This window comes from Salinicola socius, assembly GCF_001937195.1.
GTDB lineage: Bacteria > Pseudomonadota > Gammaproteobacteria > Pseudomonadales > Halomonadaceae > Salinicola > Salinicola socius.
The window spans coordinates 1-12,435 of sequence record NZ_MSDO01000019.1; the positions used below are offsets into that span (position 1 = coordinate 1).

General features: G+C 59.8%; 11 protein-coding genes. 5 read left to right on the forward strand and 6 right to left on the reverse strand.

The genetic code is table 11. The annotated features are described in order from the left end of the window. Positions 1-628: 628 nt before the first annotated feature. The 4 genes from BTW07_RS12390 to BTW07_RS12405 form a co-directional block, all read right to left on the reverse strand. The gene (locus BTW07_RS12390) at positions 629-2,113 is read right to left on the reverse strand and encodes a bifunctional 2-methylcitrate dehydratase/aconitate hydratase (RefSeq protein WP_075570493.1); all 1,485 of its coding nucleotides are present in this window, start codon (positions 2,111-2,113) and stop codon (positions 629-631) included. A gap of 65 nt (positions 2,114-2,178) precedes the next feature. Beyond that, a complete protein-coding gene (gene prpC / locus BTW07_RS12395) occupies positions 2,179-3,300 on the reverse strand; it encodes a bifunctional 2-methylcitrate synthase/citrate synthase (protein WP_075570494.1) in 1,122 nt (373 codons plus the stop codon). A 37-nt stretch (positions 3,301-3,337) separates the two neighbouring features. Beyond that, entirely contained in the window at positions 3,338-4,222 is an 885-nt protein-coding gene (gene prpB / locus BTW07_RS12400) for a methylisocitrate lyase (protein WP_075570495.1), read from the reverse strand. Next, a complete protein-coding gene (locus tag BTW07_RS12405) occupies positions 4,219-4,965 on the reverse strand; it encodes a GntR family transcriptional regulator (protein WP_075570496.1) in 747 nt (248 codons plus the stop codon). Before BTW07_RS12405 ends, prpB begins: the two co-directional genes overlap by 4 nt. 457 nt (positions 4,966-5,422) lie before the next feature. Here BTW07_RS12405 and pabB point away from each other — a divergent pair, with 457 nt between their 5' ends. The 4 genes from pabB (at position 5,423) to BTW07_RS12425 (ending at position 9,563) form a co-directional block, all read left to right on the forward strand. Further along, positions 5,423-6,850: an aminodeoxychorismate synthase component I gene (gene pabB / locus BTW07_RS12410; protein WP_075570497.1), complete on the forward strand. Its 1,428-nt coding sequence runs from the start codon at positions 5,423-5,425 to the stop codon at positions 6,848-6,850. Positions 6,851-6,902: 52 nt separating this feature from the next. Continuing rightward, positions 6,903-7,982, forward strand: a complete 1,080-nt coding sequence (locus tag BTW07_RS12415; protein WP_075570498.1) for a FecCD family ABC transporter permease — start codon at positions 6,903-6,905, stop codon at positions 7,980-7,982. Continuing rightward, the gene (locus BTW07_RS12420) at positions 7,979-8,761 is read left to right on the forward strand and encodes an ABC transporter ATP-binding protein (protein ID WP_075570499.1); all 783 of its coding nucleotides are present in this window, start codon (positions 7,979-7,981) and stop codon (positions 8,759-8,761) included. Before BTW07_RS12415 ends, BTW07_RS12420 begins: the two co-directional genes overlap by 4 nt. A gap of 181 nt (positions 8,762-8,942) precedes the next feature. Next, on the forward strand, positions 8,943-9,563 hold the full coding sequence (locus tag BTW07_RS12425; protein ID WP_075570500.1) for a phosphoadenosine phosphosulfate reductase domain-containing protein: 621 nt from the start codon (positions 8,943-8,945) through the stop codon (positions 9,561-9,563). Between the two features lie 91 nt (positions 9,564-9,654). On the opposite strand, the gene cysB is transcribed toward BTW07_RS12425, so the two are convergent. Next, positions 9,655-10,623, reverse strand: a complete 969-nt coding sequence (cysB, locus tag BTW07_RS12430) for an HTH-type transcriptional regulator CysB (protein WP_075570501.1) — start codon at positions 10,621-10,623, stop codon at positions 9,655-9,657. A 239-nt stretch (positions 10,624-10,862) separates the two neighbouring features. Here cysB and trxA point away from each other — a divergent pair, with 239 nt between their 5' ends. Beyond that, positions 10,863-11,186, forward strand: coding sequence for a thioredoxin (trxA, locus tag BTW07_RS12435; RefSeq protein WP_075570502.1), 324 nt, complete (start codon positions 10,863-10,865; stop codon positions 11,184-11,186). A 142-nt stretch (positions 11,187-11,328) separates the two neighbouring features. Here trxA and BTW07_RS12440 read toward each other — a convergent pair whose 3' ends face one another. Continuing rightward, the gene (locus tag BTW07_RS12440; RefSeq protein ID WP_075570503.1) at positions 11,329-12,435 is read right to left on the reverse strand and encodes an AI-2E family transporter; all 1,107 of its coding nucleotides are present in this window, start codon (positions 12,433-12,435) and stop codon (positions 11,329-11,331) included.

Sequence of the window (12,435 nt, forward strand, 5' to 3'; positions counted from 1 at the left end):
GGCCTGCCGCCAGCGTTCAATCTGAGCCATGATCAAACTCTTCAGTTTAAAGTCTGATAGTCCTTACTTTTCCCAGGCCCGAAGACAAAGGAAAAAAGCGGACCAAACTTGGTTCAAGGTCAAACGAATCTTTGACGAGTCGCTTGCCTCGATATGTCGTGACTGACGTCACGCGAGAGCAAGCACCCACATCAATTACCTGATCGATTGTTAAAGAGCGTTCCCACTTGGGAGTCTTGCGACTTCCGCCACGAGCCTGAAAGGTTTCAAGTGCTTGTCAGCGCTTGTTTTCTTGCTCGCCGTAAGGAGTGGCGTATTTTAAGGATCTGGGCGAAGATGTCAACGTTTTTCTGTCGAATCCTGCCGGGCGCCGTTGCTGCTCAGTGGTGCCGATCCTGCGAAGAACTGGGAAGCGATTGTGCCTGCCTCACCGCCTTGCGTCAACCGATTTCTTCAATCAAATCAAACGCTTGGCTTTCTCCTTCACCGCCTCCGAGAACCTGTCTCGGCGACAGCGGATGCGTACTTTACGACTCTCGCCGGCACTTGGCAACCCCCGAGCAGACAAAAATCTGATGATCTCTACCGCGGGTCATCAAGTTGTCATCTAGCCGATGTCACTGCCCGCCTAGATAGCCCAAAGTCCCACGAAAGCATCGACCGGCATCGACGCGAGTCGCGCTTCGTCTTCATACAGTGCGAGGATCTGTTCACAGCGCTGCGCGGGAAAGCGCGTCGCCAGGTTGTGCCGAAACTTCTTCTTCAGCAGCGGAATCCCTTCTTCACGTCGCCGGCGATGGCCTAGCGGATACTCTACCGCCACTTTTTCTGTGTGCGTGCCGTCGCTGAAGAAAACCTGAACCGCGTTGGCGATGGAGCGTTTGTCGGCCTGATGATAGTCACGGCTGTAGCGCTCGTCTTCGATCACTTCCATCTTGTCGCGCAGACGATCGATGATCGGATTGGCAAGATGGAAATCATCTTCGTAATGCTCTGCGGTCAAATCTCCGAACGCCAGGGGCACGGCAATCATGTACTGAAGACAGTGATCCCGATCGGCCGGGTTGGCGAGCTCTCCCGCCTTGGAAATGATGCGGATGGCCGACTCGTGAGTGGTCACCACGATACGCTCGATCTCGTTCAGGCGATCACACACTTGAGGGTGAAGAGTGACGGCTGCTTCTGCCGCCGTCTGGGCATGGAATTCAGCCGGGAAACTGATCTTGAACAGCACATTTTCCATGACATAACTACCGTAGTCCTGCTCGACCCGGAAGCGGCGCTCGGCTTCGGGCTTGATCGCCTGATCCTTGTTGGTCTTGCTGAACAGGACATCATAAAAGCCCCATTGCGGTGCCGAGAGCACACCAGGAATCCCCATCTCCCCTCGCATGGCAATATCCACGAGCCTCACCGCCCGGGAAGTGGCATCTCCCGCGGCCCAACTCTTGCGCGATCCGGCATTGGGCGCGTGGCGATAGGTTCGAAGACTCTGTCCATCGACGAAGGCATGCGACAGCGCCGAAAGCAGCTGCTCTCGGCTGGCACCCATCAACTTCGCAACCACGGCGGTCGATGCCACCTTGACCAGCACCACATGATCCAGGCCCACCCGATTGAACGAGTTTTCGAGCGCCAGTACCCCCTGAATCTCATGGGCCATGATCATCGCCTCGAGCACGTCGCGCATGAACAGCGGGGGGTGCCCCTTTGCCGGACGCTGCTGAGATGCGTGATCGGCCACCGCCAGAATCGCGCCGAGATTGTCAGACGGATGCCCCCATTCCGCTGCCAGCCAGGTGTCGTTGTAATCCAGCCAGCGAATGATACAGCCGATATCCCAGGCGGCCTTGACCGGATCGAGACGAAGCTGGGTTCCCGGAACACGCGCGCCATTGGGAACGAACGTACCTTCGACCAGCGGGCCCAGATGCTTGGTGCATTCCGGAAAACGCAGCGCCAGCAGCCCGCAACCCAGCGTGTCCATCAAGCAGTGCCGCGCCGTGTCCAACGCCTCCTGACTCTCGATACGATAATCGAGAACGTAATCCGCAATGGCCTGAAGCTCCGGATCGTAATCGGGGCGCTGATTGAGGTCGACGTTGGCACTCATGAAATGGCGTCCTTGGTTATGTCGGTGTAAGAAGCCCGTGTCTCGCCACACGCTCCCGTTTCACACTATCGCTGCTCGATCGGCACCCACTCGCGTCTTTCCGGGCCTGCGTAGTCCGCGCTGGGACGGATAATGCGATTGTTGCCGCGCTGCTCGAAGACGTGAGCGCACCATCCCGTCAGGCGGGAGCAGACGAAGATCGGCGTGAACAGCTTGGTGGGGATACCCATGAAGTGATAGGCACTGGCGTGATAGAAGTCCGCGTTGGGAAAGAGCGTCTTCTCTCGCCACATGACTTCGTCGACACGTTCCGATACGGCATAGAGGTGATTGTCGCCCACGTCGTCCGCCAGCTTCCGGGCCCACTCCTTGATGATCGCGCTACGGGGATCTGACTCGCGATAGATGGCATGTCCGAAGCCCATGATCTTGTCCTTGCGCTCGAGCATTTCGAGAATGCGCCGCTCCGCTTCGTCCGGCGTCGACCAGCGACTGATCATCTCCATCGCCGCCTCGTTGGCGCCACCATGCAGAGGGCCCCGCAACGAACCGATCGCCCCTGTGATGCAGCTGTGCAGATCCGATAGCGTCGACGCGCAGACTCGCGCCGTGAAGGTCGAAGCATTGAACTCGTGTTCGGCATAGAGGATCAGCGAAACGTTCATCACTCGCGCATGCAGGTCCGACGCGGGCTTGCCGTGCAGTAGATGCAGGAAGTGCCCCCCCACGGAGATATCGTCAGTCTCGGTCTCGATACGTTCACCGTAGAGTGAATATCGGTACCAGTAGTTGAGAATCGACGGCGTCACGGCCAACAAACGATCTGCATGACGCTGCTGCTCTTCCAAGCGCTGCTCGGTTTCCAGGTTTCCCAGCATGGATGTGCCCGTGCGCAGGACATCCATCGGGTGGGCATCGGACGGGATCTGTTCCAATACCTTCTTCAAGGGTGACGGGAGCGAGCGTGAACGTTGAAGTTGTGCAATGTAATCCTCCAGCTGCTGCTGAGTGGGAAGCGCCCCCTTCAGCAACAGGTAGGCAACTTCTTCGAAGCGGGCGTTCTCGGCCAGCGTCTGGATGTCATAACCGCGATAGGTGAGGCCGGAGCCGCTCTTGCCGACCGTGCAGATCTCGGTCGACCCTGCACTTTGCCCTCTCAGCCCGGTGCTTTGGGGTTGGTTCACCATGATGCTCTCCTGGACTTAGCCTGAAAAATGCCTGCGCTCAGTCGCTCCCTCTCTCGAACAGCGAATCGAGCTTGCGTTCGAAAGCGTGATAGTCGAGGAATTCATAAAGCTCCTCTCGCGTCTGCATCGAATCGACGACATCTCGCTGATGCCCTTTGGCATGAATATCCTGATACACCTTGAGTGCCGCAGCGTTCATCGCCCGAAACGCCGACAGCGGATAGAGCACCATTCGACAGCCGACTTCCGCCAGCTCCTGCTGGGTAAATAGCGGCGTCGCGCCAAACTCGGTGATATTGGCGAGAATCGGTGCCTCGACGCCCTCGCAGAACGCCCGATAGTCATCCAGGGTGTGAACCGCTTCGGCGAAGATCGCATCCGCCCCCGCTTCGACGCAGGCGTTGGCACGTTCGACAGCGGCCGCAAGCCCCTCCTTCTGGAAGGCATCGGTACGTGCGATGAGATAGAAATCCGGATCGCGCCGGGCGTCGGAGGCAGCCTTGATGCGATCCACCATCTCCGATTGGGAAACGATCTCCTTGTTGGGGCGATGACCGCAGCGTTTCTGGGCTACCTGATCCTCGAGATGGACCGCGGCGACACCGGCACGCTCCATCTCCTTGACCGTGCGGGCGATGTTGAACGCTCCGCCCCAGCCGGTATCGATATCCACCAGCAGCGGGAGATCGCAGGCACCAGTGATTCGACGGGCGTCTTCCACGACATCGTTGAGCGTGGTCATGCCAAGATCCGGCAACCCGTAGGACGCGTTGGCCACGCCACCGCCGGAAAGATAGAGCGCATGATGCCCGACAGCCTTAGCCATCATCGCGCTGTAAGCGTTGATGGCGCCGACGATGGGCAACGGGCGATGAGTGTCGAGCGCTTCACGAAAGCGGCCACCGGGGCTCGGATGGGTCATGATTCGATCCTTGGGGTTTCGGGTGAATGCACCGCTTCGTCGCCTAGTGTGCGGGCATAGTGCGCCGCGACGTTTTCTCGAGAAGCGCTGACATGGCGACGCATCAACAGTTCGGCCAGTTCGGCGTCGCCCGCTTCGATCGCATCGACGATACGGTGGTGCTCGACGAATGCGCGTTGCGGCCGGGAGCCGTTGGCGCTGAATTGAGTACGGTAGAGCCGCACCAGGTAATAGAGGTCGTCGCATAGCAGCGTCATCAGCATGCGATTGTGACTGCCCTGCACGATGCGGTAATGGAAGTCGAGATCGCCCTCGCGCTGGTAGTAGGCCTCGCCACTGGAAAGGTCTTCCTGGCGCTCGTGGAAAGCCAGCACTTCGCGCAGGCCGGCGATTTCCTCGGCCGTCATCGACTTGGCGGCCAATCTCGCGGCCATGCTTTCCAGAGCCTCTCGAACGTCGAACAGCTCCAACAGCTCGTCCATCGACAGCTTGACGACACGAGCACCCACATGTGGCACCCGCTCGATCAGCCGATAGGTCTCCAGCCGTCGCATGGCTTCCCGCAACGGACCGCGCGAGATACCGTAGTGGGTCGAGAGCTCCGGTTCCGTGATACGAGTGCCGGGGGGGAGCTCGCCTCGGACGATGGCACGCTGCAACTGATGAAAAACGCGCTCGGCAAGCGTGCGAACCACGGGGAGCTCGGTATCGGCGTCATGCATATCGGAAATTGGCTGAGGCATTGAATTGTTAACAATTGGAGGGCGAAGTCCCCATGATAGGCGGCCCGTTTTTGTTGATCAATGGAAAAAAGCTCGCAATGACTACACTTTAGTCGGAATACCAACGCCTTCCCATGCGACATTGTCAACAATTAGGCTGGGCAAGACGAGCCAGTGCTGCCAGTCATTCTGCCTCGAGGCGAATCAGGCCGTACCACAACGCCCCGAACGGAGATCCGTGGGCCTCGCTCGTCGGCATCACTCCCGATAGACTTGGCGCCCGATACTCACTGCCTGACACGCATCGCCCAGACTTTCTTGTCCGGTATCGCGCAGCACGGCAGGGTCCCGACGGCCCGTCGTCGTCCAGGCGTCAGGCGTCGTGCGCTCCCCGGGCGTCTTTCATTTCTCAGGCGTCTTTCATTCCTCAGGCGTCTTTCATTCCTCAGGCGTCTTTCATTCCTCAGGAATAGTATTAATGGCCGATACGAGACCCCGGCTCGAGATAACCGACTTTCCCTATACGCCCGATCCGGCCTCGCTCTTCGAACGATTGCAGCGACGTCCGGGTGCCGTATTACTGGATAGTGGGCGCCCGAACGCGCCGGGCGGCCTCTTCGACATTATCAGCAGCGATCCGCTGGCGATGCTGAGCGTCGATGATGGCCTGACGCGGTGCGAACCGCCGATGCCGCTGCCCGCCGAGCCCTTCGAGGCTCAGCAGGCTCTCCTGGATCACGCCGAGACCGAGCTGCTGCCTCTACTGACAAAGGCCGTAGCGGCCGAGGCGAAGGCGCTCCCGTTTCTCGGTGGCCTGCTCGGCTATTGGGGCTATTCACTGATGAACTCCCACGAGCCGACTCATTCGACAACAGGACAAAGCGACCAGCGCCCGGGACCCAGCCTGCCAGCAGCCCGGCTGGGACTTTACGACTGGGCGCTGATCCAGAATCACGACACGCAACGCACGCTGCTCGTCGCGACGGCTGCGCGCCGAGAGCAGGTGATCGATTGGCTGAAAGAACCCGCGAAGCCGGACTCGGCCTACTTCACATTGACCAGTGAATTCGTGGGCGATATCGACCGCGCCAGCTACGGAAGACGCTTTCAACGGGTCATCGACTACATTCACGCGGGCGATTGCTACCAGATCAACCTGGCACAGCGTTTTACCGCAAAGTTTCAGGGAAGTACCTGGCAGGCGTATCGGCGTCTACGCCTCGCCACCCCGACGCCCTACGGCGGTTATCTCGCGTGGGCAGACCAGGCCATTCTGTCGCTATCACCGGAGCGCTTCATCGGCGTTGCCGACGGTCAGGTCGCAACGCGCCCGATCAAGGGCACCCGCCCCCGCGGGCGGACGGCCGATGAAGACCTATGCCTGGCAACCGAACTCCAGCAGAGCGCCAAGGATCGTGCCGAGAACATCATGATCGTCGATCTCCTGCGCAACGATCTCGGCCGCGTCTGTCGTCCCGGCAGCGTCGCGGTCCCGCAGCTATGCGGGTTGGAGAGCTATGCCAACGTTCATCACCTGGTCAGCATCGTACGTGGCGAACTGGCGGCAGGCGCAACGCCACTGGACCTTCTGGCCGCTGCATTTCCCGGCGGCTCGATTACCGGCGCCCCCAAACATCGCGCCATGCAGATCATCGATGAGCTGGAACCCTGTCAGCGCAGCGTCTACTGCGGCAGCCTCGGCTACGTCGACCGGCGTGGCCGACTGGACAGTTCGATCGCCATTCGCACTGTGATTGCCGATGGCGACACTCTGCATATCTGGGGTGGCGGCGGACTCGTCGCGGATTCGGATGAAGAAGCGGAGTATCAGGAGACGCTCGCCAAGATCGAACGCCTGATGCAAGCGCTGACCAGCCAGGTCCACGACGAGAACGATTCCCAATAGTATTTCATTGGTTTACGCTGCCTGTCGCCATCGTCAAACAACGAACACTGCCTTGAGAACCCACACGATCTCGCCTCACGCTACAGCGCCGAACTCCACCATCAGCCGCTATCTGGCTCGCCGCCGACGTCAGCTGTGGCTCATCGCTGTGACCGCCCTGGCAACATTGATCTCGCTGTTGGTCGACGTCGCCACCGGGCCTGGCGCCTATCCGCTCGTTGACGTGATGAAGGCTCTGGTGACGCCCGCAGGAGTGCCCCACATTCTTCACGTCGTGGTCTGGGAGATACGACTGCCGGTGGCACTGATGGCCATCGTCGTCGGCGCCAGTCTCGCCGTCGCCGGCGCACAAATGCAGACGCTGCTCAACAATCCACTCGCCGATCCGTTCACGCTCGGCATCTCTTCCGCCGCCAGTTTCGGCGCGGCACTGGCGATCGTGCTGGGTTTCGGCGTTCTGCCCGTCGCCGGGACACTGCTGTTGACCGGCAACGCTTTCGTGCTGGCCATGCTCGCCTCGCTGATGATCTGGGGATTGAGCAGGCTACGCGGTGTCAGCGTGCAGACGATGGTGCTGATGGGCATCGCGATCATGTTCTTCTTCAATGCCCTGCTGGGAATTCTGCAGTACGTCGCCTCCGCCGAGTCGCTGCAGCAACTGGTGTTCTGGTCTCTGGGCAGCCTGAACAAGGCGAGCTGGGGCAAGGTCGGGCTGGCGGGGCTGGCACTGGTGGTGACGACGCCGATCTTCGTCCTCGCGCGATGGCATCTCACCGCGCTGCGGCTGGGAGACATTCAGGCCAAGGCAATGGGAATCGACGTCGGCCGACTTCGGCTACGCATGCTGCTGTGCTGCGCGCTGCTATCCGCAACGGCAGTGGCTTTCGTCGGCACGATCGGTTTCGTCGGGCTGGTCGGCCCGCATATTGCCCGACTTCTGGTCGGCGAGGATCAGCGCACATTCCTACCGATGTCGGCGCTGACCGGCGCGCTGATTCTGTCGTTGACCTCGATTCTCTCGAAGACGCTGATTCCCGGGATTCTGCTCCCCATCGGCATTCTCACCGCGCTGATCGGATTGCCGTTTTTCGTTTCGCTGGTGCTGCGCTCGCGCAAGGAGATCTGGCGATGACGCTACGCATCGACCGTCTCGACTGCACCCTGGGCAAACGCAGGATCCTGCGGGACCTGTCGGGGCTGGAGGCAAGACCGGGAGAAATCACGGCGTTGATCGGGCCCAACGGCGCGGGGAAATCGACACTGCTGAAAGCTATCGCCGGCATCGAAACCGCCAGCGGGCGCATCACCCTGGGCGAACAGACGCTCGATGCGCTGTCCCTCGAGCGCCGCAGCCGACTGCTCTACTATCTGCCTCAGGACACCAGCACCCAGGCCGCGTTGAGTGTCTTCGAGGCCGTGCTGCTGGCCCGTCGAACGCAGATAGCCGAGCCTGTCGACAGCGCGCTGTCGGCGGTCGAACGGGCGCTGAAATCGCTGGAGCTCGAGCCGCTGGCCGAACGCGAGCTGACGGTACTGTCCGGCGGCCAACGGCAGCGGGTCGCCATCGCTCAGGCCATCGTACGTCGCCCGAAACTGCTGATGCTCGACGAGCCGACCAGCGCGCTGGATCTGCATCATCAGCTACAGGTGCTCGATTATCTGCAGCGTCTGGCACGCCGAGAACGCGTCGTGATCCTGCTGGCCATTCACGACCTCAATCTGGCCGCACGCTTCGCCGACCATCTATGGGTGGTCAAGCAAGGCCTTCATGTGGCCAGCGGCACCCCAGGCCAGGTTCTGACCCAAGAGCGCCTTCGGGAGGTCTACGCCATCGAGGCTCATGTCGAATGGCCGTCCGATGCCCCACCCCGCGTGACTCCGCTATCGGCACTACGCCAACTGGGTGGTTGATCGCCGGGAGCCAATCCCCGGTGTGATAATTCGGTTATCTATCAAACTAACCAAACGGTATTGGTCGATACCGGGACAGGATTGGTAGAGTGCCGATATTCCATACCCCTAGTGGCAGCGTTCCCTCGTTACGCTGAACCAAGCCCTCAGCGCGGTGTGACCACCTTCGAAGGAGTCAACCATGGCGTTCGATCTCGATGCGCTCAACCGTGACATTGGCCACGATCCGGTGGCCATTACCGAATTCGCACTCAGTCTGGATAACAAGGCAATCTGCACGACCAACTTTCGTCCGTTCGAGGCCGTGATCCTGCATCTGGTCACGCGTGTTCGCCCGGATATTCCCGTCGTGTGGATGGACAGTGGCTACAACACCCCCGCGACTTATCGTTTCGCCGAAGAACTGACGAAGCGGCTCGATCTCAACCTCACCATTTATCACCCTCGCCGATCTCGAGCACATCGGGAATCGGTGGAGGGATCGACGCCGCAGATCGATGACCCGCGTCATGCCGCATTCACCGAAGAGGTCAAGCTCGAGCCCTTCCGCCGCGCCCTGGCCGAAACGGCACCGGATGTCTGGTTTACCGCGCTACGAGCCGAAGACACCGCGGAACGTTCCCGCATGCAGCCGCTATCGCGCAACGCCGATGGGCTCTTGAAAGTCGCGCCGGTACTGAACTGGACGGCCAAGCAGATGTATCAGTATCTTCAGCAGCACGACCTGCCCAACAACTTCGACTACTTCGATCCGACCAAGGTCGAGGACAAGCGGGAATGCGGCCTTCACCTGCAACATTGATTCAGCGCTGACACCTGACGCATGAGCCCCGCCAATGGCGGGGCTCATGCGTTATCGGGTCGGCATTGTCGGCGGCACGACAACGGCCTTGTCATAACACCGGCAGCTGAAGGTCCTTGAACAGATCGGCCTCATGCCTGGGCCCGGCCGCCAGCGCGGCTTCGACGGTATCTCGATCGAGATGCGGCGCCATGCGTTTGACGAAATCATACATGTAAGTGCGCATGAACGTGCCGCGGCGAATACCGATCTTGGTGGTGGAACTTTCGAACAGATGCGAGGCATCCACCGCGATGAGATCGCTGTCGGCGACGGGATCGACTGCCATGTGGGCAACGATGCCGATACCGAGACCCAGCCTCACATAGGTCTTGATCACGTCGGAGTCCGCCGCGGTGAGGACGACATTGGGCTTCAGATCACGAGATTTGAACGCGTCGTCGAGCTGCGAGCGACCGGTGAAACCAAAAACGTAGGTCACCAGCGGATGTTCCGCGACGCGCTCCAGCGTCAATTCACCGGTTGCCAGCGGATGGCCCTTGGGGACGAGAACGCAGCGATTCCAGCGATAGCACGGCAGCAACACCAGATCGTTGAACAGCTCCAGCGATTCGGTACAGATTGCGAAATCCGCGGAACCTTCGCTCACCATCTGTGCGATCTGCTTGGGCGTCCCCTGCTGCATATGGAGCGCGACTTCCGGATATTTCTGTCGAAATTCACTGATCACGCCGGGCAACACGTAACGCGCCTGGGTGTGCGTCGTGGCGATGGACAGATTGCCTCGACGCTCGTCACTGTGTTCCTGGGCGACGTGCTTGATATCGTCGACGGTTCGCAGCACCTTGCCAGCCAGTTCGACGATCGCCTCGCCTGCCGGCGTGACGCGAGTCAGATGCTTGCCGCTGCGTGCGAATATCTCGACGCCGAGCTCGTCTTCCAGCAATCGAATCTGCTTGGAGATGCCGGGTTGCGACGTGAACAGACTTTGCGCCGTCGCCGATACATTGAGCTGGTGCCTTGTCACTTCCCACACATAGCGCAACTGCTGAAGCTTCATAAGCGACCTCGTGGCTTCCGACTCGCCAAAATGGCATAAGAAACTGTATGAGGATTACTTTACGCAATATGTGGCGACGGGTGAAGGCCAGAAATCGCGATTCCCGGTATGAAAAAAGGGTCTTTAATAACCTGGCGCTATCGTTCCGATACGGCAGGGTATTTGCCAGCACCCTATGCAAGGGCTAACATCGATGCCATGAGCTCGGTCAGAGCGCAATATCTACAGGAGTTAACGTCATGTCCAACAACGTCGATGTCACCACTGCCAACTTCGAGCAGGAAGTGCTGAACGCGGACAAGCCCGTTCTGCTCAAGTTCTGGGCACCGTGGTGTGGTCCCTGCAAGATGATGGCTCCCGTCGTCGACGAAGTCGCCGATGAGAAAGCCGCAGACATCAAGGTGGTCAGCGTCAACGTTGACGACGCACCGGAAATCGCCTCCGAGCATGGGGTGCGCGGCGTCCCCACGGTGATGCTGTTCAAGTCCGGCGCCAAGGTCGCCTCGCTGGTCGGTGCCCAGTCAAAATCCCAGCTGACCCAGTTCCTCGAACAGAACGGCTGATACCCGCTGGGGCCGTCAGCCACGCCCTTTCAATCAGGACCTGCCAGCCAAGCCGCCCTCTCGGAGTGCGGCTTTTTTCGTCATATTTGGGCGTCAACTCTTCCCGAGAGCACTGCTCGTCGAGATGGCCGGCTCTCGCCCATCACTCGATCTCTTCTTCCAACTCGTCCAGCGCGTTCTGCGCCCTGCGTTGACGTCGCCGTCTGCGCTCGGACGGACTCAACATCTTGGCAATCCAGCGTGTCTCCGGGTGGCTATCCAGCGCGATCTTGAGCGTCATCGTCAGCGGTACCGAGAGCAGCATGCCCACTGGCCCCAGAATCCAGCCCCAGACCACCAGGGATAGAAACGCGACCAGCGTCGACAACCCCATCGTTCGGCCCATGACGCGTGGCTCGACGATATTACCCAGCACGAAGTTGATACTGAGATAAGCGCCCGCCAACGTCATCGCTTTCACGACCCCACCATCCGGCATCGCAAGCGTCAGCAACACCGGCGGTACCGCGGCCAGCACCGAACCAATGTTGGGGATGTAATTCAGAATGAACGCCAGTGCACCCCAGAGCAGTGCAAACTGCACCCCCACCAGCCAAGCCGAGATGGTCACCAGCACCCCCGTGATCAGGCTGATGACGGTTTTGACCGCCATATAACGCTTGAGGTTGTAACTGAACTCGGTAAATCGCTCCAGACTCGGCCCGGGATTGGTCAGCGCACGAGCGACTTTCTGACGAAAATCCAGCGTTTCAAACAACATGAAGTTGACCATCAGCAGAATGACCAGGCTCTGCGACAAGACCAGGCCAATACCGCTCAGGAATCCGGAAATCCAGTCTTGATCACCGGTACCATCCACCATGTCGGACAGCCGCTGCGGCGACACCGACAGCCCCTGGTTCGCCAGCCATTGCAGCAGAGTCAGATAATGCCCTTCCAACTGCTTTTGCATCTCCGGCCAGTTTTCCATGAACATCGCGAAACTGTTGGCTAACAGCGTGCCGAACAGGGCCAGCAGTCCGCCCAGGATCAACAGCGTGATCAGCACCGCCGCAAGGGAATTGACGCCACGGCGATAAAGCCAGTGAACCGGCGAGGTACAGATCACGGCGACGAACAGCGACAACAGTATCGGAATAATGAGACTTTCAGCGGCACGCATCCCGGCGATGATGATCGTCAGCGACGCCAACGTCAGCATCAGATTGAAGGGAACGTTCCGAAACGTGGGTTCCTGCCCGGGCGACAT

What these genes read in the sequence shown, in the direction of transcription:
- prpC (WP_075570494.1), bottom strand. Translation starts at nt 3,300, where the DNA reads ATGGTGAACCAACCCCAAAGCACCGGGCTGAGAGGGCAAAGTGCAGGG.
- cysB (WP_075570501.1), bottom strand. Translation starts at nt 10,623, where the DNA reads ATGAAGCTTCAGCAGTTGCGCTATGTGTGGGAAGTGACAAGGCACCAG.
- trxA (WP_075570502.1), top strand. Translation starts at nt 10,863, where the DNA reads ATGTCCAACAACGTCGATGTCACCACTGCCAACTTCGAGCAGGAAGTG.
- prpB (WP_075570495.1), bottom strand. Translation starts at nt 4,222, where the DNA reads ATGACCCATCCGAGCCCCGGTGGCCGCTTTCGTGAAGCGCTCGACACT.
- BTW07_RS12420 (WP_075570499.1), top strand. Translation starts at nt 7,979, where the DNA reads ATGACGCTACGCATCGACCGTCTCGACTGCACCCTGGGCAAACGCAGG.
- BTW07_RS12390 (WP_075570493.1), bottom strand. Translation starts at nt 2,113, where the DNA reads ATGAGTGCCAACGTCGACCTCAATCAGCGCCCCGATTACGATCCGGAG.
- BTW07_RS12405 (WP_075570496.1), bottom strand. Translation starts at nt 4,965, where the DNA reads ATGCCTCAGCCAATTTCCGATATGCATGACGCCGATACCGAGCTCCCC.
- pabB (WP_075570497.1), top strand. Translation starts at nt 5,423, where the DNA reads ATGGCCGATACGAGACCCCGGCTCGAGATAACCGACTTTCCCTATACG.
- BTW07_RS12440 (WP_075570503.1), bottom strand. Translation starts at nt 12,435, where the DNA reads ATGTCGCCCGGGCAGGAACCCACGTTTCGGAACGTTCCCTTCAATCTG.
- BTW07_RS12425 (WP_075570500.1), top strand. Translation starts at nt 8,943, where the DNA reads ATGGCGTTCGATCTCGATGCGCTCAACCGTGACATTGGCCACGATCCG.